Raw genomic sequence first — 18,008 nt, 5'->3', positions numbered from 1 at the left:
TGCGGTCAAGCCGAAAGCGTGAGTCCAATCCCCCAGGGATCCCTGAGGAACACGCCGCCATCGCGCGTCTCGCTCTTGATCTCCAGCGCATCGAGCTTGGCGATGGCCGCATCCAGTGTGGCCTTGTCGTTGAACCGGAGCTTATAGTCCGAAAGCCCGGTCATATTGTCGGCGCGTGCCGTAGCACCCCGGCTGTTCCAGATATTGGCGGCGATATGGTGATGGTAGCCGCCGGTCGCAAAGAAGCTTGCGCCGGGACGGCTCGCCATCAGCTTCAATCCGAGCACGTCGCGATAGAAGGCGTCTGCCTGCGGGATATCGCCGACCTGCAGATGCAGGTGGCCGATCGCCGTCCCCATGGCCATGCCGTCCCAGCGCTCATCCGGCGCGCTGTCATAGAGTGCCTGCAGGTCGAGGCGCAGCGTCGCCATATCCACCATGCCGTCCTGATCGAATTTCCATTGCTGGTGCGGTCGGTCGGCATAGATTTCGATGCCGTTGCCTTCGGGGTCGGACAGATAGATCGCCTCGCTGACGAGATGATCCGAGGCGCCGTCGAGCACGACATTGTTGTGCGCCGCATGGCGCAGCCAGCGTGCCAACTCGGTGCGGTCGGGCATCAGGAAGGCGGTGTGGAAAAGGCCGGCGGCACTGCGCGGCGCGATGGCGGCATCCTTGGCGGTCGTCAGTGTCAGCAGCGGCAGATCGCCGACACCCAGCACTTGCCCGCTCGCCGTCTTCTCGATGACCTTCAGGCCGAGCATCGACTGATAGAAGCCGGACACGAGATCGAGGTCCGCCACGACGAGATGCGACTGGTCGACATAGGCGGGCCGCGTCAGCGCATAGGAAGTTTCGGTCGTCATGGATTGTTCTCCTGCTTCTGATCTGGCCTGTAGAATGGAAGGCGCGCCGGCGGTGGCGGCAAATGTGCCGCCCGCAGCAAGGCCGAGGAAGTTTCGCCGGTTCATTCGCCTTTGTCTCCTCTGGCCTGCCGTACTTGATGCCTATATGGCCGATTGCGATTGTTCACAGAAGTCCCGTTTTTGAGGATGAACTGTTGAGCAGGCGTTGACGATGACTTGCGCCCACTTGATCGCGGTCAAAGCGCCCATATCTTCTTTAGAGGATACTTATACATCTCAGTCATGGAGGGAGCCATGTACAGGAAGATCATCGTCGCGATCGCGCTCGGCGGCATCGAAAAGGGAGAGAAGATCCTCCGCAAGGCCGCGTCCTTGCTCGACGACGGCGGCGAGATCGTCGCGCTCAATGTCCTCGAGGATGTGCCGACCTATGTCGCGATCGAACTGCCGGCCAATATGGTCGAGGACGCCATGCAGGACAGCCGCGATCAGCTGAACGCGCTGATCGCCTCGACCGGTATTGCGGCCACCGTCGAGATCCGCAACGGCCCGCCGGCCAAAGCAATCATCTCGACCGCCGAAAGTTACGGTGCCGACCTCATCATCGTCGCTTCGCATGTTCCGGATTTTTCCAATTACTTCATCGGCGCCACCGCCGACCGGGTCGTGCGCCACGCCAAATGCTCGGTGCTGGTCGACCGGCAAAAGATTTGATTTGCGTAAGCCGTCTCGCCGCCAAACAGGCTGTTACGAAGATTGACTGCCCGTGCGCTTTGCCGCAGTTGCGCGCCCGTTCGTTCGATGCGACGATTGCAATCGGGGTCTGAAACGGATTGGCGTGCATGGCCGAGTTCAACGGCATTCGCTGGGCTTACGACAGATACGAACTGATCGCCGACGGTATCGTCCATGGCGTCGGTCTCGTGCTGGCGCTGATCGGGGCCACGGTGTTGATCTTCTACGCCACGCTCTGGAGTTCCTACGGCGCGCTCGCCGCCGCCTGGATCTATGGCGTCGGGCTGGTGCTGACGCTTGCCATCTCCTTCTCCTACAATGCCTGGCCGGTCTCGCGCACCAAATGGTACCTGCGCCGCTTCGATCATTCGGCGATCTTCCTGTTGATCGCCGCCACTTATACGCCTTTCCTCGAACGCGGCGCCGACGATCCGCTGCTCTTCTCCATGCTGGTGGCGATCTGGCTGTTTGCCGCCGCCGGCATTGTGCTGAAATGCGTCTTTCCCGGCCGCTACGACCGTCTTGCCATCCTGCTCTATCTCGCCATGGGCTGGAGCGGCATACTGGTGGCCGGACCTGTGGCGGCGCGCATTCCCACCGCCTCGATGCTGCTGATCGTCATCGGCGGCGTCATCTATTCGCTCGGCGTCATCTTCCATGTCTGGGAGAAGCTGCGCTTCCAGAACGCCATCTGGCACGCTTTCGTCGTCACCGCCGCGGCCGTGCATTATTCGGCCGTCTTCACCTGCTTCAGCCTGTCGGCGCCGGGCGTCTGACAAGGCCTGCTCCGGAAGCCGCCGGCATGCCGCATCTGCCGTTTACATCTTCGGGAGCGGGGCGTATGCCATCCCGGCACTCAATTCGAACCGGGCCATCATGACAGACGCCGTTCTCCTCCGCGACGCGACCGAAGCCGATCTTTCCGTCATCCGCGATATCTACAATCACGCCGTCGAGCACACGACGGCGATCTGGAACGATACGCTTGTCGATCTCGAAAACCGGCGGGAATGGATGCGGGCGCGCAAGGCCCGCGGCTTTCCGGTCATCGTCGCCGAGCTGTCGGGCAAGGTCGCCGGCTATGCCTCCTATGGCGATTGGCGGACCTTCGACGGCTATCGCCACACGGTCGAGCATTCCGTCTATGTCGACAAGGATTGCCGCGGCGCCGGCATCGGCGAGCGGCTGATGCGCGAACTGATCCTGCGGGCGGCGGCCGGCAACATCCATGTGATGATCGCCGGTATCGAGGCCGAGAACACCGCTTCGATCCGGCTGCACAAAAAACTCGGTTTCCGCATCGCCGGCAGATTTTCCGAGGTCGGCATCAAGTTCGGCCGCTGGCTGGACCTGACCTGCATGGAGCTTCGCCTGCCTTCGGCCTGACCCGGCAATCCCTAAGGCCCCCCTCGGCAAGCCATTGTGAACGGCGCTCGCCATCTTTTTATTGTAGTCTGAGCTGTGTAAGAAAGAGGAGGCAGCCTGCTTCGCGGTGGCCTCGGAATGGTATGGAGGTGAACAGTTCAATGGCAATGCATGGATCGTCGCCCGGTCTCCTTGCCCTCGTCCTTCTGGCATTTTCGTCGGTGGCCGCCGGGGCCGCTGATTGCGGCAGCCTGGCCTCGCCCAAGCTCGACTGGCAGGAATGCACCAAGAAAAACCTGATGCTGCAGGGCAGTGATCTCGAAGGCGCCAATCTCTTCGGCACCGATTTCTCGCTGACCGATCTCGCTGGCGCCAATGTCAAATCCGCCAATCTCGAAAAGGCGACTTTGGTGCGCGCCTCGCTCGAGGGCGCCCATGCCGAAGGCGCCAACTTCGCCAAGATCGAGGCCTATCGCGCCAGCTTCGCCAATATTGCCGCCGAAGGCGCGTCCTTTGCCGGCGCCGAGCTGCAACGCGCCAATTTCGCCGGCGCCCGGCTCGCCGGCGCCAGCTTCGAAAAGGCCGAACTCGGCCGCGCCGATTTCGACAAGGCGGTGCTGACGGGCGCGAAATTCGCTTTCGCCAATCTCTCCCGTGCCGATCTCTCCAACGCCACTTTCGAAGGCCCGGCGATATTCGAGCGCGCCTTCATGTTCCTGACCCGTATCGAGGGCCTCGACCTCTCGGCCGCATCCGGCCTCGAACAGGCCCAGATCGACCTTGCCTGCGGCGACGCCTCGACCAAGCTCCCCGCCGGCCTGTCGGCGCCGGCGAGCTGGCCATGCCCTGCCGAACATGAGTGATCAGGCAAGACCCGCCAGTCGGATCGTCAGGCTGCAGACCCGGTTTTGCGCCGAGAGCTGCCCCTCACCCTGACCCTCTCCCCGTAAGAACGGGGCGAGGGGACGTGCCATACGCGACGTATCGTGGAACGGAGAGGTTGCCGCAAATCCCCTTCGCCCTGTTTACGGGGAGAAGGTGCCGGCAGGCGGATGAGGGGCGGGCTGACTCCTGCGCCGAACCCCTATTCCCCCGGCTCGAACACCATGGAATGGCCGTTGATGCAGTAGCGCAGGCCGGTGGGCGGCGGGCCGTCGGGGAAGACGTGGCCGAGATGGGCTTCGCAGCTGCCGCAGCGGATTTCGGTGCGCACCATGCCGAAGGCCGTGTCGCGATGCTCGGTCACCGCATCGGGCGAGACGGCTTCGAAATAGCTCGGCCAGCCGCAGCCGGCGTCGAACTTCGTGTCGGAGCGGAAAAGCGGGGCGTTGCAGCCGACACAGCGGTAAAGCCCGGTCTCGAAGGAATCCCAATAGGGGCCGGTGAAGGCGCGCTCGGTGCCATGCTGGCGGGTGATGCGGTATTGCTCGGGGGTGAGCTGCTCTTTCCATTCCGCATCGGTCTTGTGGATCTTGGCGGTGGTTGCGGTTTCGGACATGCCATGCTCCTTTCGCCGAGGGGCGGTTTCATTTTGCCAGAAAATGTGGTGCGCCGTCGACAGTTCATCAAGACTTGGGCACCATCCTGCCCCATTGACCATGTACCGCTTTTTGGGGAGGACGCTTGCTCTTACATCCGTTAGGCGTTTTCTGTTAGGGTTAATGTTACGTGTATTGGGGAATCACTGGTGTTTGAAGCAGCCATCGTCCTGCTCTACGGCCTCGTAGCCGCAGCCGCCATGGCGGTCACGCTCCTGGAGGGCTGGGCCAACCATGACGGCTTGACGTTCCATCGTCTGGCCGGGCTTTTTGCCTGCCTGCTGTGGCCGCTGACGCTTGTGGTCTTTATCCTCCACGGCTGCATCGTCCGGCTGTTGACGCGTCTTTCCCGATCGGCCGCCTGACTACGTCGAACATCGCCGGCGGCCGAAATCGCTTGAGACGCCCTCCCGTTTCGCCTAAGTCAGAAGATAGGCCGGTTTTCGCTGGTGCTTCGTTTATCGCTGTTGGGGAGGAGACATGGCCGATGTCACGGCTCTGACATTTCTGGCCCTGTGTCTGCCGCTTGCCGGCGCTCTTGCCGCTCCCTTCATGATCCGGATCTTCGGCGCCAACGGTGCCTGGCTCCTGGCGATCGCCCCCTTGCTCGCCTTCCTGCATTTCCTGCGCTTCGTGCCCGTTGTTGCCGGCGGCAAGGTCGTTACCGGCGGTTATGCCTGGGTGCCGAGCTACAATCTGTCCTTCTCCTGGTTCCTCGACGGCCTGTCGCTCGCTTTCGCGCTGCTGATCACTGGCATCGGCACGCTGATCGTGCTTTTTGCCGGCGGCTATCTCAAGGGACATAAGGATCAGGGGCGCTTCTTCGCGTTTATTTTCCTCTTCATGGGCGCCATGCTCGGCGTCGTCGTTGCCGACAGTTTCCTGATGCTCTTCGTCTTCTGGGAACTGACGTCGATCACCTCCTTCCTGCTGATCGGCTTCGATCACGAGCGCGAGGCGGCTCGCCGCGCCGCCCTGCAGGCGCTTGTCGTGACCGGCGGGGGAGGGCTCTGCCTGCTGGCCGGCCTGCTGCTGCTCTGGAATGTCTCGGGCGTCACGCAGTTGTCGCAGCTTATGGGGTTTGGCGATGTTGTGCGCGAAAGCCCGTTCTATCTTGCTGCTCTCATGCTTATTCTGGCCGGCGCCTTCACCAAGTCGGCGCAGTTCCCCTTCCACTTCTGGCTGCCCAACGCCATGGAGGCGCCGACGCCGGTGTCGGCCTATCTGCATTCGGCCACCATGGTGAAGGCCGGCGTCTATCTGCTGATGCGGCTCAATCCGGTGATGGGGGCAACAGCCGCCTGGGAAATCCTTCTGCCCTTCTTCGGCGGGCTAACGCTGGTGGTCGGCACCGCCCTTGCCATTCGCCAGACCGACCTGAAGCTCAAGCTCGCCTATACCACTGTCTCTTCGCTCGGCCTGCTCGTCATGCTGATCGGCTTCGGCTCGGAGCATGCGGTGGCGGCGGCCTCCCTGTATCTGGTGGCGCATTGCCTCTTCAAGGGTGCGCTGTTCATGGTCGCCGGCATCATCGATCATGAAACCGGCACACGCGATATCACCCGCCTCGGCGGCCTGGGGCGGGCGATGCCGCTGACATGGGTCATCGCACTTGCGGCGGCTTTCTCCATGGCCGGCCTGCTGCCCTTCTTCGGCTTCCTCGCCAAGGAGGAGATCTATACGGCACTCGCCGGGGCCGATGTCCGCGCGCTCACCTTCACCGCCATCACCGTCTTCGGCAATGCGCTGATGTTCGCCGTCGCTTTCGCGGTGGCGCTGAAACCCTTTGTCGGCCGGCCGGTGGAGACGCCGCAACATCCGCACGAAGCGCCCGTCCTGCTCTGGCTCGGCCCGGCGGTTCTCGCCGCCCTCGGCCTGCTGGCGGCGCTGTTTTCGACCTTCACTCACACGGTCCTGTCGTCGCCGATCGCAGCTGCTATCCGCCAGACTCCTGTTGAAATCGACGTCTCGCTGGCGCTGCATCCAGGCGTGCCCTTGGCGCTCTCCGCTTTGACGGCGCTGCTCGGCATCGGCGTCTATTGGCAACTCGCCCGCGCCCGTGCGGTGATGGCCATCTTCCTACGCGCGGCCGGGCGCGGCCCGGATCACGGTTTCGACCTGGCCGTATCGGGGCTTGTCCGCTTCGCCGGCCGCCTCATGCGCGTCCTCCAGCCGGGGCGGCTGCAGATCTATATCACCTGCACATTCCTCTCGGTTGCCGCCATCCTCGTCATTCCCCCGATCGTCTATGGCGAACTGCCGCAGCTTCCCGCCTGGCCCTCCGAAATCAGGCTCCATGAATGGGCGGTCCTGTCGATCGCCGCCGTCGGCCTTGCCGCCGTGCTCGTCGCCCGCGACCGGCTGACGGCGATCGTCTCGCTCGGCATTCAGGGTTTTGCCGTCGCTATCATTTTCCTGCTGTTCGGCGCGCCGGATCTCTCCTTCACCCAGTTCATGGTCGAAACCCTGGCGGTGGTCATCCTCGCCCTCGTCATGACCAGGCTTCGGCTCTCTCCCGACGATCGGCGCTCGCCCGGCCGCAGGCTTTTCCACGGCACGCTGGCGCTTGCCTGCGGTCTCGGTTTTTCGCTTTTGCTGCTTCGGGCGACGCAGGCGCCGTTCAACGATGCGCTGACTCTGTTCTTCAACGCCTATTCCAAGTCGATCGCGCACGGCGCCAACGTCGTCAACGTCATCATCGTCGATTTCCGTGGCACCGACACGCTCGGCGAAATCGCCGTCGTCGCGGTCACCGGCCTTGCCATCCTGGCGCTGATCCGCATCCGCGCCGGTACCCAGCGCCGGCTTGCCGCCAATGATCCCGCGGTGGAGACAAAGGGCTGATGAATACCCTGATCTTTCGCACCGTCGCCCCGTTCCTTACCGCGCTGATGCTGCTTTTTTCCGTCTTCGTGCTGCTGCGCGGCCACAACGAGCCGGGCGGCGGCTTCATCGGCGGGCTGATCGCTGCCTCGGGACTGGCGATCTACGGCATCGCCCTCGGTGTTGCCGCCGTTCGCCGCGCGCTGTTTTTCCATCCGCTGTCGATCGCCGGTTTCGGCCTGCTACTGTCGACGCTGTCAGGCCTTCTCTCCATCTTCTTTGCCGTTCCCTTCATGACCGGCCTCTGGGTCTATCCAAACCTCTTCGGTCTCGAAGTGCCGCTGTCGAGCGTCATGCTCTTTGATCTCGGCGTCTATCTCGTCGTGCTCGGCGCCATTGCCTCGATCGCCCTGACATTGGAAGAAAAGGAAGTGACATTGGAAGAAAAGGAGGTGGAGTGATGGAGCCGCTTCTGGCGATCCTCGTCGGCCTGTTCTTCGCCGCCGCCATCTATCTGATGCTGTCGAAATTCACCATTCGCATCATGCTCGGCATCGCCATCCTCGGCAATGCCGTCAACCTGCTGCTCTTTACATCAGGCCGGCTGACGCGCGAGGTGCCGCCGATCATCCCGGCCGGTCTCGACGCCTTGCCCGCCGGCACCGCCAACCCGCTGCCGCAGGCGCTCATCCTGACGGCGATCGTCATCTCCTTCTCCTTCCTCGCCTTCCTGCTGGTGCTGACCTACCGCGCCTATCAGGACCTCGGCACCGACGACACCAGCGAAATGCGCGCCGCCGAACCCGACGACCGGCCGCTGCCGCCATTGGGGTATTGAGGATGGAGATGCGGAGCTTGGTTGAAGCGCTGTCGGCTGCTTCCCTCTTCTCCCCAGCGGGGAGAAGGTGCCCGTTAGGGCGGGTGAGGGGGGCGAGGAGCAATAGCGACGAGCGTCCGAAGCTCAAGCGAAGGGCAGTATTTTCGGCACAACGAAGGATAGCCCATACCGTGCGGCCCCCCTCATCCGACCCTTCGGGCCACCTTCTCCCCGCTGGGGAGAAGAGGGAGCAAGCCTCGCCGACCGGAAAAGAAACCTGATCGCATGGCCGCTGCCACCTCCACCATCGATCTCGCCGCCGCCCTGGTCACCGCCCCGGTGCCGATCGGCCATTGGCTCGCCATCCTGCCGGTTGCTCACTGCATCACGCTCGGCGCCGTGCTGCTGATGCTGCGCGCTCATCTCCGGCTGCAGGCCTGGCTCGCCATCTCAGGCCTTGCGATGCTGGCGCTGATCGATGCGGCGCTGCTTGCCAAAGTCGCAGCCGAAGGCCCGCTCACCATGGTCATGGGGCGCTGGCTGCCGCCCTTCGGAATCGCCTTCACCGTCGACCTCCTCGGGGCGCTGATGGCCTTCACATCAGCCCTTGCGGCGCTCGCCGCCGGCATCTATGCGCTGGCCGATATCGGCGAAAGCGGCCAGCGATACGGTTTCTTTCCGCTGCTCATGCTGCTGATGGCCGGCGTGACAGGCGCCTTTCTCACCGGCGATGTCTTCAATCTCTATGTCTGGTTCGAGGTGCTGCTGATCTCCTCCTTCGGGCTGATCATCCTCGGTTCCGAACGTCAGCAGATCGACGGCGCGCTGAAATATGCGGTGCTGAACCTCATCGCCACGACGCTGTTTCTGATCGGCGTCGGCATCCTCTATGCCGTCTTCGGCACGCTCAACATGGCCGACATCGCGGCAAGGGCGAGGGATCTGCGCGCCACGGCGCCGCTGATGACCTTGGCAAGCCTCTTGCTGCTCGCCTTCGCCATGAAGGCGGCAGCCTTCCCGGTCAATTTCTGGCTGCCTGCTTCCTATCACACGCCGCGCATCGTGGTCTCGGCACTGTTTGCCGGCCTGCTCACCAAGGTCGGCATTTACGCGCTGATCCGGGTTGTGGTCATGCTGCTGCCGGTGGAGCGCCAGGAATTGAGCCCGCTGATCGCGCTTGCCGCCGCCGCGACCATCCTCGTCGGCGCGCTCGGCGCACTTGCCGAAAACGATATCCGCAGGCTGTTCGGCTATGTCGTCATATCGGGCATCGGCAATATGCTGGCCGGCGTGGCACTCGGCAGCCCCGGCGACGGCATCAGCGGCGCGGTCTTCTATGCGCTCCATTCCATGGTGCTGATGACGGCGCTTTACCTTGCCGCCGGCGAGATCGCCCGGCGCGGCGGCGGCTTTTTATTGTCGGGCCTCGGCGGCCTCTATCGGCAAAGCGGCGGTTTCACCGCGCTCTCCCTCGTGCTTTTCCTTGCCGCCTGCGGCCTGCCGCCTTTTTCCGGATTCTGGCCGAAAGTCATTCTCGTCAAGGCCTCGCTCGATAGCGGCGCCTGGTGGCTGGCGGCCGTCATCCTCGTCGGCGGTTTTCTGACGACGATCGCCTTCGGCCGGCTGTTTCTGCTCGCCTATTGGCGCCCGGCGCCGACAGCCGCGATGCCGTCGGCAGCCGTCTGGCGCACCGGCCTGCCGCTGGCCGCGCTGACGGCGCTGGTCGTCGGCTTCGGCATCCTGCCGGAACGGCTGCTGGCGCTGTCGCAAGCCGCCGCCGCCGGTCTTGCCGATCCGCAGGCCTATCTCCATTCGGTCTTTCCCGGAGGCTTCAGGTGATCGCCTTCCTCTTCAATCTGCTGCTCGCCATTGCCTGGGTCGCGGTCACCGGCAGCGCCTCGCTGCACAATCTTGTCTTCGGCTTCCTGCTTGCCGCCCTTTCGCTCGCCGTCATCCGCGAACCCTTCGGCGGCAAGGGCTATCTGCGCCGCGTCTGCCTCGTGCTGTCGCTTGCCCTCCTGTTCCTGAAGGAATTGTCGCTGTCAGCCTGGAAGGTGACGCTGACCATCCTCTCGCCGGATATGAAGCTGAAGCCCGGCATCTTCGCCTTCCCGCTGACGGTGACGAGCGACTTCGAGATCACCTTGCTTGCAAACCTCATCACCCTGACTCCCGGCACGCTTTCGGTCGATGTTTCCACGGATCGCCGCACGCTCTATGTCCATGCGCTCGATTGTTCCGATCCCAAGACGAGCAAGCGTGACATCGCCAATGGTTTCGAACGCAAGATCATGGAGGCTTTCCGGTGATGACCCCTGTCGCCATCGTCACGGCCGCATCCTCGGCCGCCCTCGTCATCCTCGGCCTGGCGCTGATTCTGACGGTCTCGCGCGTCGTTGCCGGCCCGACATTGCCGGATCGCATCCTCGCCCTCGATATGCTGACCGGCATCGCCATCGGCTTCATCGCCGTCATCGCGGTCAAAACCGGCTTTTCGCTCTATATCGATATCGCCATCTCGCTCGGCCTCGTCGGCTTCCTGGCGACCGTCGCGTTCGCCCGATTCGTGCTGTCGCGCGGCAATAGCAAACCGCCGGCCTCCGCAGCTCCGGAAAAGGCCGGCGCCAAAAGGCGCCATGCGGGAGGCAAGAAACGATGATGGATTATATCCTGGCTGCCGTCACCGCTTTGCTGCTGATATCAGGTGCGCTCTTTGCTCTTTCGGCGGCGGTCGGCCTGCTCAGGCTGCCCGATCTCTATACGCGCATGCACGCGGCCTCGAAGGTTGGGACGGTCGCCTCCGGCCTGCTGCTCCTTGCCGCCGGCCTCTATTCGCAGGACCTGGCGATTCTTGCCCGCGCCATTGCCGGCTTCGTCTTCCTGTTGCTGACGGCGCCGGTCTCCGCCCATCTGCTGGCGAGAGCCGCCCACCTTTCGGGATATGCGCTCGGTGCCGTCTCGGTCCGCGACGATATGGGCGAGCGCTGAGCCCCGTGCTATTTCGCTGCTTTACCAGATTTATGCAAAACTTATGCACAGGAAGATGTGAGTAAAGCTTGCTTCTGAGCGCCTTAATTCTTCATCTGTCATTTTTTCTCAAGAAAAACGACAAATAATAATTGGCCTTTCGACCAAACGATGGTATTTGAAAATGCAAGTAGAGTTCTGATTGTGAATCGCAATCGTACTGCTTCCAAGTCCCTCAGTTTTGATTTTTTATGTCTAAACTGAGGCCATCGCCTGGGGCATGACGTAGTGGTTTGCAGGCAGGCAGTATAAGAACAGGTCTCGCTCTTCGGAATCTAGGGGTGGATTTCGCGTTTTTCGAAACAGAAGGTCGCTTCCGGTGCTTTTGCTGTTCGCTTCTACGAGGCGGGTCTTTGACGTAACAGTCAAAGGCCGTTTGAGCATGCTAACAGGAGAAAAAATATGACGGAAATGGCGACCGGCAATGCGCCGGAGCTGCTTGTGGAACTGACAGCCGACATCGTCGCGGCTTATGTCAGCAACCATGTTGTCCCGGTCAGCGACCTGGCAAATCTGATTTCCGACGTGCATTCGGCACTCAGCAACACGTCCGTACCGCAGCCTGCTGCGGCCATCGTCGAAAAGCAGAAGCCTGCAGTCTCTGTCCGCAAGTCCGTTCAGGACGAGCAGATCACGTGTCTGGAATGCGGCGGCAACTTCAAGTCCCTCAAGCGTCACCTGATGACGCATCACTCTCTCTCGCCGGAAGAATACCGCGAGAAGTGGGACCTGCCGACCGACTACCCGATGGTAGCGCCCGCCTATGCCGAAGCGCGTTCGCGCCTGGCAAAGGAAATGGGCCTGGGTCAGCGCCGCAAGCGCGGCCGCGGCTGAGCTTTTTCGAAAGCCACCAACGACAAAAGCCGGGTCTTGTGCCCGGCTTTTCTGTCTGTGTTTGCGGCAGGGCCTCTGCTCTATGCTTTCCCGGCCGCCGTAGAATGTATTCCTATACTATGAGCAAGTGTTAATGTACTGATTCGCGGACAGCGGCGCTTGCCGAATCGCTGCGCACGGCATCTCTTAAAGCCCAACAAACGCCAATGCATGTCGCCCGAAACTGCGCGTTCAGGCCGCAGCGCGGAGCTTTGCTTCTTCGCGGATTCTGTTGACCATCGATCGCAGACCATTCGAACGCTGTGATGACAGGTTCTCCACCAGGCCGATCTTCGAGAAGATGTCGAAGGCATCGAGCCCGGCGATTTCGGACGCCGTCTTGCCGGAATAGGTGGCTAGCACGATGGCGACCAGGCCGCGCACGATATGGGCGTCGGAATCGCCCTCGAAACTCATCACCGGGTTATCGGGATCGCCTGTCGTATGCGTCACCAGCCAGACCTGGCTGGCGCAGCCCATCACCTTGTTTTCGCTGGTACGCTTCTCCTCGGCGAGTTCAGGCAGCGCCTTGCCGAGTTCGATGACATAGCGGTAGCGGTCTTCCCAATCGTCGAGGAAAGCGAAGTCGTCGATGATCTGGTCGAGGGATGCCATGGGAAAGCCTTTCAATCTTAAGACTGCATATAGGTGAAAGACCGGCGGATTTGAACCGTTAAAGCGCGTCGCGTCGAACAGCATTCCTGCGACAGGCTTTGTTTCTTTGTTTATGCATGCCGTTATCCCTCCCGATGACAGGCATAAAAAAGAAACGCCGTGAGGGATGGGCATCCTCACGGCGCAGCAACATGCTGAATTAAACAGGGCAGGCACGTCAGGCATGGGGCATTTCCGCGTCATGCGGACCACCGATGCAAGGTCGAAAAATTCAGATTGCCGGCTTCGGCGTCGGCAGCGGGATCGCGCCGGTGACAACAGTTTCGGTGGAGGCGTCATCTTCGACCGGCGGGCGGTAAGGCATCGGCTGGTTCAGCGCGGCCTTTGCCTCGCGCACCTTTTCCTGGATGGCGGGCGCTACAGACGAAGGCATGGCGAGAGCCACCGGCGTCTGCGGTTCGGCAGGCCTTGCGGTCGCCGGCGCCTCGTCCTTGAACTGGCTGTCGAGCAGTTCGTAGGCGACGCGGGCGCCTTCGCGGGCACGGTAGCCGAGTGCGGTGACGGTTTCGGCACCCTTGACGCAGACCTCGGGCTTCTCGGAGCACATGCCGGTGAGATAATCATAGGCGCCGCTTGCCGCAGTAAAAGCGTCGGAAAGCTGCAATTGCGGGCCGTTGGCGAGCTTGTCGGAACCCTGCGTGCTGAAGACGGAAAGAAGCACGAGCACAAGGCCAAACCAGAAGGATCCTTTGATCAGAAACCACATTGTCGTTGCCCATCCTGTTTTCCCGTCCGGTTCTTGTCGCCGAATCAGGCCGGTTGTCCGGTGTGATTTCACCCTACCGCCAAGTTGCGAATGCCGCTTTTCGAAACTCACGCGCATTTGCGGCAAATTTAGTTCAAATTTTAGCGAACGGTATTTGACCGGCCTTTTAGTCGAATGCGAGCGATCGCCGTTAAGCATCAGGGCAGTACCGCGCTGCAATTGCAGGGCTTTTGCCGGCTCGCCTTGCCACAGGAGTTAACGCAATGCTGAAATATGAGGAATATCCATCGCTTACCCGCTATTAACCACAAAAGGCAAAGAGCCTTTCAGATGCTTCAAAACGGGATTTTCGGCCCTTTCCGGCTGTGAACAGCGCTTTTGCCTTATCCTTTCTTTAAGTCGCCGGGGCCTATTGTCCGGATCGACAGACAGCCTTTTTGGGCGGGTATTGCGTGCGAGTATTGAGTAACATTGGCGGCTGGGTGACGGCGCTCGTAGACCGGGCGGCGACAAGCTGGCTCTCCCGGACGGGCGGCGGTGAAGCCGTGCGCCAGCGCGAGCTCGCGATCCTGCGCCGCCTCGTGCTGCTCTCCTCGGCCGCTCTTGTTGTTGCGCCCATCGGCCTTTCCGCGGTCACCAGCCCGGCCGTCGCCTTGCCGGCGGGTGTCGCCATGGTCTGCGCCGCCTTTCTCTTTTCCGCCGTCGGCAGCATCGCGCTCGCCCGTCAGGGCTCGTCGGCCGGTATCGCGACGCAGTCGGCCGAGGATTTCTTCCTTGCCGCCACCCCGGGTCTCGTCTTCTTCCTCGACCCGCATGGCAGTGTGGCCACGATCGGCGGCCGCGACCGGCGCGATTTTCTTGCCTGGATGCGCGATCCCAAGGGCAGGGGTTTCCTGGAGCAGGTGCATGTCTCCGACCGCATTCTTTTCCTGCAGGCGCTCGATAGCCTGCGCCGGGGAGAGGATGCGGAGTGCGTCGATCTGCGCATCGACCGCCCCTCGGTCGCGCGCGATCAACGCCAGTTCGCCTATCTTAGAATGGACATGACCGCCCGGCGCGACGCCGACGGAGAGCTTGCCGCCGTCATTGCCCAGCTGCGCGATGTCTCCGTCGAGCAGCAGCTGCGGGCCGAAGCCCAGAACCGCGTCGCCGATGCCGAGTCGGCAAACGACGCCAAATCGCGCTTCCTCGCCGCCGTCAGCCATGAGCTGCGCACGCCGCTGAACGCCATTCTCGGTTTTTCCGATATCCTGATCGGTGAATATTTCGGCAAGTTCGAAAACGACCGCCAGCGCGAATATGTCGGCCTCGTGCGCGAATCCGGCGCGCATCTCCTGTCGGTCGTCAACACCATGCTCGACATGAGCAAGATCGAAGCCGGCCGGTATGAGCTGATCCTCGAAGCCTTCGATATTTCAAGCTCGGTCAAATCCTGCGAATCGATGCTGGCATTGCAGGCCAAGACCAAGGGGCTGACGCTGACGAGCCGGATCCAGCGCGGCCTCGGCGAGATCGTCGCCGATCAGCGCGCTATCCAGCAGATCCTCATCAATCTCGTCGGCAATGCGATAAAGTTCACCGAGGCCGGCGGCGTCGTCTCGGTCGATGCGGCGGCGCGCGACGGCATCCTCAAGCTGACGGTCAGCGACACCGGCATCGGCATTGCGGCCGACAAGCTGGCATTGCTCGGCCAGCCCTTCGTCCAGATCCAGAACGATTATACCCGCCGCTTCGAAGGCACCGGCCTCGGTCTCTCCCTGGTCAAGGGGCTGGTGGCGCTGCATGGCGGGCATTTCGCCATCGCCAGCCAGCCGGGTGAAGGCACGATCATCACCATCGAGATCGCGGTGGACGGCTCGGGCGCCGCGTGCGCCGAAGACGCCGGTCATGCCGCGACTGTCGAGTTTCCGCCGCGGCTGAAGGGCGCGGTTCACACGGGTGCAGAATTGGGGGAGGGGCGTTTCGATGGCCGCGCGCAAGCGAAAATCGCCTAAGGGAAAAAGGGGACGGCAGCAGCCGGGCCTCCTGATGTCGGGTGCCGCCGCCCTCGGCGGCCTCAGCCTGCAGGGCGCATCCGTGCTCGGCGGCGTCATCGGTCGCAATCCCTCGGTTGCCGGCGGCACGATCGCCTTCGTCGTCATCTTCTCCTTTGTCGCCGCCAACGCCCTCTGGTATCAGCCAGGCCTGCACCCGCACCCGATTTTCCACACCCGCGATCCGCAGTCTTCCAATGTGCTCGGCGCCCGCCGCCCGGCCGAAGAGCAGCAGGGCGAGGTCACCACCTTCCGCATCGAACGGCCGGAGGATGGCGCGACCACCACCAACGCGACGCCGGCGCCCGCCGCGCCCGGCCAGCAGCCGAGCCAGCTTGTCATGGACATCCAGCAGCAGCTGGTGCGCCGCGGCCTCTATAACGGCATACCCGACGGCATCATCGGCCCGCGCACCAGTGCCGCCATCCTCTTCTTCGAGGAAACCGTCGGCATGGCCCAGACCGGCGATCCGACGCCGGAGGTGCTGGCGGCGCTGAAGACCGATGCATCAGGCCCTTCGACCGTACCTGTGGAAAAGCCGCCCGAGGATGTGAGTTCGAAGGCGGCGGCGGAAGACCCGGTGGCGGCGGCGATCCGCAGCGCCGAAAAGACCGTGAAAACCGCTCCTTCGGCCGCAAAGCAGGTGCCCTCGAGCGAAATCACCAATGTCGACCTGGTGCTGAAGATCCAGAAGGGCCTTTCCAACATGGCCTATGCCAATGTCGGCGTCGACGGCGTCGCCGGCGAACAGACCCGCGCGGCCATCCGCCATTTCCAGAAGCATTACAACCTGCCCGAAAACGGCGAGCCGACCCAGGCGGTGCTGAAAAAACTCAAGGAAATCGGCGCAATTTAGCCGAAAGCCTGTCGCGCAAAAGTGCGTAGCGCTTTTCCCCGGCACAGCGCGAAGTGCCTTAGAAACACCCTACGATAACCGGAAACCCTAGCAGCCTGGCGATGTCGGCTGGAACACCGCCAATCGCATTGCCGCCGGCGGCAGCCCGGTCTATACCGCGCCGATGAGATTACGCGCCGACATCTTCGTTTCCGCCCTCCTGCGCCGCGTCTTCGCCAGCGGCGATTTCGCCGCCGTCGAGAAGAAGGGGGCGGAGGAGGCGGGCGCGATCTTCATCCGCCAGCATTTTCGCGACGGCTTGGAAACCCTTTATGCGCCAGCGCCGCAGACCGCCTTCGGCGAGGGGGAGGCGGGCGGCCGCCTGTTCGAAATCCGCCTGTCGCGCAGCGAGCCGGAGGCGGTGCGCGCCATGCTGGAGCGTGAACGCCGCTTCGACCCCGATCTCTGGATCGTCGAGCTCGAGGCGGAGGAACTGGGAGATATGATCCCGCTTGCGCGGGATGGCTGAGGGCCGACGGCGCTCCCGGTCTTAGCCGGATTGGTCTTAGCGGGATCGCCGGCCCAGGATGCGCATGTCGCGCGGCGCCGGCGCCTGATTGAGGAAGCGGTGGTTCGGCGTTTCCTGAGGGACGGGCGCATTGGCCGCCTCGGGCTTGTAAGTGTAGCGATCGGCGCGGCGCCAGGCTTCCACCCTCTCGTGGCACTCTTCCGGGTCGAGCTGGTCGAGCACCATCCAGCCGCGCGTGACATTGTGCTGCTGTTCGGCAAGATGCGGATAGAGCTTCTCCAGCACGAAGACGGCGTCGAGAAAGCCCATGCCGAGGCTCGTCAACGTCGTCGCGAGCTGCTGGCCGGAAAGATCGAGCATGATGCGCTCGGCAAGCCAGCGGCTGGCCGACAGCGCATCGGCAAGCGCGGTTGCGAAATGCGTCGCCTCGCGCGAGCGGGCGAAGCGCACCAGCAGCGCCTCCTGAATATCGGTGAGCGTGCGCAGGCCAAGCCTGTCCTCGTCGGCCCGGCCGAGATGGCCGGCAAGACCGAGAATACGCTCGCGCAGCGCCTCTTCATTGGCAACCCGCTGTTCCTGCAGCGCATCCGCCTCGTTGGTTTCTCCTGGCGCCGGCGACAGCGGCACCGTCTGGGATTCCGTGATGGGCGCCGATGCGGCGGCCGAGCGCGGCTGGCTCTGGCGCAGCGCCACCAGCGCATCGATGACCTTCGGCGAGAGCGAATCCCGGCTGACGATCGCCTTGACATGCGCTGCGCCCTGCATGCGCGCGATGGTGATCAGCGTATCGTCGGCGATGGCCTTGGAGGCGGCAAGAAAAGGGGCGGCGATCTCGATCGGCTGGTTGCCGATGAACAATGCCACGGCCGCCGGCATATTTTCGCATTGGGAGAGCGCCGCGACCGCCTGGCGCTTGGCCTCGTCGGAGGATGCCTGGAAGAGCGGCATGAAAAGCTCGGCAAATTGGCGCAGTTCGGACCGTGTCGGATGAGACAGGCCCTCGAAACTGCTGACGGTCGCCATCAATACCACGTCCTTTTTCCTGACGGCCAATGGGCCCTCTAGGTCTCGAAACCGGTCACGCACAAGAACACCCCGAATACGCCGAACCAAGGGGAACCACGGGCCGATATGCACTGGCGGAACGCATGCCGGGCCACATGGTTTATGAACAAATCCTACACCG

Annotated in this window: 21 protein-coding genes; 16 read left to right on the top strand and 5 right to left on the bottom strand. The window is 62.8% G+C overall.

The features are described from left to right. Positions 1–5: 5 nt before the first annotated feature. On the bottom strand, positions 6–971 hold the full coding sequence (locus ATY75_RS09235; protein ID WP_190241336.1) for a VOC family protein: 966 nt from the start codon (positions 969–971) through the stop codon (positions 6–8). 189 nt (positions 972–1,160) lie between these two features. Here ATY75_RS09235 and ATY75_RS09230 point away from each other — a divergent pair, with 189 nt between their 5' ends. The 4 genes from ATY75_RS09230 (at position 1,161) to ATY75_RS09215 (ending at position 3,829) form a co-directional block, all read left to right on the top strand. Beyond that, the gene (locus tag ATY75_RS09230) at positions 1,161–1,580 is read left to right on the top strand and encodes a universal stress protein (RefSeq protein ID WP_088937299.1); all 420 of its coding nucleotides are present in this window, start codon (positions 1,161–1,163) and stop codon (positions 1,578–1,580) included. Positions 1,581–1,708: 128 nt separating this feature from the next. Next, positions 1,709–2,377 (top strand): hemolysin III family protein, encoded by a 669-nt coding sequence (locus ATY75_RS09225; RefSeq protein ID WP_064837637.1) that lies wholly within the window; start codon positions 1,709–1,711, stop codon positions 2,375–2,377. A gap of 70 nt (positions 2,378–2,447) precedes the next feature. Beyond that, positions 2,448–2,987, top strand: coding sequence for a GNAT family N-acetyltransferase (locus ATY75_RS09220; RefSeq protein ID WP_088937379.1), 540 nt, complete (start codon positions 2,448–2,450; stop codon positions 2,985–2,987). A gap of 140 nt (positions 2,988–3,127) precedes the next feature. After that, a complete protein-coding gene (locus ATY75_RS09215) occupies positions 3,128–3,829 on the top strand; it encodes a pentapeptide repeat-containing protein (RefSeq protein ID WP_088937298.1) in 702 nt (233 codons plus the stop codon). Between the two features lie 221 nt (positions 3,830–4,050). Here ATY75_RS09215 and msrB read toward each other — a convergent pair whose 3' ends face one another. Continuing rightward, entirely contained in the window at positions 4,051–4,464 is a 414-nt protein-coding gene (msrB, locus tag ATY75_RS09210; protein WP_088937297.1) for a peptide-methionine (R)-S-oxide reductase MsrB, read from the bottom strand. Positions 4,465–4,653: 189 nt separating this feature from the next. Between msrB and ATY75_RS09205 the strand changes: the two genes are divergently transcribed. From ATY75_RS09205 to ATY75_RS09165, 9 genes are all read left to right on the top strand, one after another. Beyond that, positions 4,654–4,869 (top strand): hypothetical protein, encoded by a 216-nt coding sequence (locus tag ATY75_RS09205; protein WP_088937296.1) that lies wholly within the window; start codon positions 4,654–4,656, stop codon positions 4,867–4,869. A gap of 115 nt (positions 4,870–4,984) precedes the next feature. Next, complete coding sequence (locus ATY75_RS09200; RefSeq protein ID WP_088937295.1) at positions 4,985–7,348, top strand: putative monovalent cation/H+ antiporter subunit A; 2,364 nt, start codon at positions 4,985–4,987, stop codon at positions 7,346–7,348. Beyond that, on the top strand, positions 7,348–7,788 hold the full coding sequence (locus ATY75_RS09195) for a Na(+)/H(+) antiporter subunit B (RefSeq protein WP_064837648.1): 441 nt from the start codon (positions 7,348–7,350) through the stop codon (positions 7,786–7,788). Before ATY75_RS09200 ends, ATY75_RS09195 begins: the two co-directional genes overlap by 1 nt. Beyond that, positions 7,788–8,165, top strand: coding sequence for a Na+/H+ antiporter subunit C (locus ATY75_RS09190; protein ID WP_049734441.1), 378 nt, complete (start codon positions 7,788–7,790; stop codon positions 8,163–8,165). Before ATY75_RS09195 ends, ATY75_RS09190 begins: the two co-directional genes overlap by 1 nt. 264 nt (positions 8,166–8,429) lie before the next feature. Continuing rightward, positions 8,430–9,983, top strand: coding sequence for a Na+/H+ antiporter subunit D (locus tag ATY75_RS09185; RefSeq protein WP_088937294.1), 1,554 nt, complete (start codon positions 8,430–8,432; stop codon positions 9,981–9,983). Continuing rightward, complete coding sequence (locus ATY75_RS09180; RefSeq protein WP_088937293.1) at positions 9,980–10,453, top strand: Na+/H+ antiporter subunit E; 474 nt, start codon at positions 9,980–9,982, stop codon at positions 10,451–10,453. Before ATY75_RS09185 ends, ATY75_RS09180 begins: the two co-directional genes overlap by 4 nt. After that, on the top strand, positions 10,450–10,803 hold the full coding sequence (locus ATY75_RS09175; protein ID WP_088937292.1) for a cation:proton antiporter: 354 nt from the start codon (positions 10,450–10,452) through the stop codon (positions 10,801–10,803). The genes ATY75_RS09180 and ATY75_RS09175 overlap by 4 nt, the downstream gene beginning before the upstream one ends. After that, the gene (mnhG, locus tag ATY75_RS09170) at positions 10,800–11,132 is read left to right on the top strand and encodes a monovalent cation/H(+) antiporter subunit G (protein ID WP_064837658.1); all 333 of its coding nucleotides are present in this window, start codon (positions 10,800–10,802) and stop codon (positions 11,130–11,132) included. Before ATY75_RS09175 ends, mnhG begins: the two co-directional genes overlap by 4 nt. Positions 11,133–11,573: 441 nt before the next feature. Beyond that, positions 11,574–12,005 carry a MucR family transcriptional regulator gene (locus ATY75_RS09165; RefSeq protein WP_003569414.1) on the top strand — a complete coding sequence of 144 codons (432 nt, stop codon included), beginning with the start codon at positions 11,574–11,576 and terminating at the stop codon, positions 12,003–12,005. Between the two features lie 231 nt (positions 12,006–12,236). On the opposite strand, the gene ATY75_RS09160 is transcribed toward ATY75_RS09165, so the two are convergent. Then, positions 12,237–12,659, bottom strand: coding sequence for a SufE family protein (locus tag ATY75_RS09160; protein ID WP_088937291.1), 423 nt, complete (start codon positions 12,657–12,659; stop codon positions 12,237–12,239). 271 nt (positions 12,660–12,930) lie between these two features. Next, entirely contained in the window at positions 12,931–13,425 is a 495-nt protein-coding gene (locus ATY75_RS09155) for a DUF5330 domain-containing protein (RefSeq protein WP_088937290.1), read from the bottom strand. A gap of 452 nt (positions 13,426–13,877) precedes the next feature. Here ATY75_RS09155 and ATY75_RS09150 point away from each other — a divergent pair, with 452 nt between their 5' ends. The 3 genes from ATY75_RS09150 to ATY75_RS09140 all read left to right on the top strand — a co-directional run bounded on the left by ATY75_RS09150 (position 13,878) and on the right by ATY75_RS09140 (position 16,822). Further along, positions 13,878–15,419, top strand: coding sequence for a HAMP domain-containing sensor histidine kinase (locus tag ATY75_RS09150; protein WP_088937289.1), 1,542 nt, complete (start codon positions 13,878–13,880; stop codon positions 15,417–15,419). Then, positions 15,391–16,314 (top strand): peptidoglycan-binding domain-containing protein, encoded by a 924-nt coding sequence (locus ATY75_RS09145; protein ID WP_088937288.1) that lies wholly within the window; start codon positions 15,391–15,393, stop codon positions 16,312–16,314. Before ATY75_RS09150 ends, ATY75_RS09145 begins: the two co-directional genes overlap by 29 nt. A 163-nt stretch (positions 16,315–16,477) precedes the next feature. After that, positions 16,478–16,822, top strand: a complete 345-nt coding sequence (locus ATY75_RS09140; RefSeq protein WP_064837669.1) for a DUF1491 family protein — start codon at positions 16,478–16,480, stop codon at positions 16,820–16,822. Positions 16,823–16,858: 36 nt separating this feature from the next. On the opposite strand, the gene ATY75_RS09135 is transcribed toward ATY75_RS09140, so the two are convergent. Further along, positions 16,859–17,908 carry a DUF2336 domain-containing protein gene (locus ATY75_RS09135; protein ID WP_088937287.1) on the bottom strand — a complete coding sequence of 350 codons (1,050 nt, stop codon included), beginning with the start codon at positions 17,906–17,908 and terminating at the stop codon, positions 16,859–16,861. Positions 17,909–18,008 lie beyond the last annotated feature (100 nt).

This window comes from Rhizobium sp. N122 (assembly GCF_002211295.1).
In the GTDB taxonomy this organism is placed as follows: Bacteria; Pseudomonadota; Alphaproteobacteria; order Rhizobiales; family Rhizobiaceae; genus Rhizobium.
This window is presented reverse-complemented; position numbering and strand designations above follow the sequence as displayed.

Coding starts and splice junctions, on each gene's coding strand:
- ATY75_RS09235 (WP_190241336.1), bottom strand. CDS start 971: ATGAACCGGCGAAACTTCCTCGGCCTTGCTGCGGGCGGCACATTTGCC.
- ATY75_RS09230 (WP_088937299.1), top strand. CDS start 1,161: ATGTACAGGAAGATCATCGTCGCGATCGCGCTCGGCGGCATCGAAAAG.
- ATY75_RS09225 (WP_064837637.1), top strand. CDS start 1,709: ATGGCCGAGTTCAACGGCATTCGCTGGGCTTACGACAGATACGAACTG.
- ATY75_RS09215 (WP_088937298.1), top strand. CDS start 3,128: ATGGCAATGCATGGATCGTCGCCCGGTCTCCTTGCCCTCGTCCTTCTG.
- msrB (WP_088937297.1), bottom strand. CDS start 4,464: ATGTCCGAAACCGCAACCACCGCCAAGATCCACAAGACCGATGCGGAA.
- ATY75_RS09200 (WP_088937295.1), top strand. CDS start 4,985: ATGGCCGATGTCACGGCTCTGACATTTCTGGCCCTGTGTCTGCCGCTT.
- ATY75_RS09195 (WP_064837648.1), top strand. CDS start 7,348: ATGAATACCCTGATCTTTCGCACCGTCGCCCCGTTCCTTACCGCGCTG.
- ATY75_RS09190 (WP_049734441.1), top strand. CDS start 7,788: ATGGAGCCGCTTCTGGCGATCCTCGTCGGCCTGTTCTTCGCCGCCGCC.
- ATY75_RS09185 (WP_088937294.1), top strand. CDS start 8,430: ATGGCCGCTGCCACCTCCACCATCGATCTCGCCGCCGCCCTGGTCACC.
- mnhG (WP_064837658.1), top strand. CDS start 10,800: ATGATGGATTATATCCTGGCTGCCGTCACCGCTTTGCTGCTGATATCA.
- ATY75_RS09165 (WP_003569414.1), top strand. CDS start 11,574: ATGACGGAAATGGCGACCGGCAATGCGCCGGAGCTGCTTGTGGAACTG.
- ATY75_RS09160 (WP_088937291.1), bottom strand. CDS start 12,659: ATGGCATCCCTCGACCAGATCATCGACGACTTCGCTTTCCTCGACGAT.
- ATY75_RS09155 (WP_088937290.1), bottom strand. CDS start 13,425: ATGTGGTTTCTGATCAAAGGATCCTTCTGGTTTGGCCTTGTGCTCGTG.
- ATY75_RS09145 (WP_088937288.1), top strand. CDS start 15,391: ATGGCCGCGCGCAAGCGAAAATCGCCTAAGGGAAAAAGGGGACGGCAG.
- ATY75_RS09140 (WP_064837669.1), top strand. CDS start 16,478: ATGAGATTACGCGCCGACATCTTCGTTTCCGCCCTCCTGCGCCGCGTC.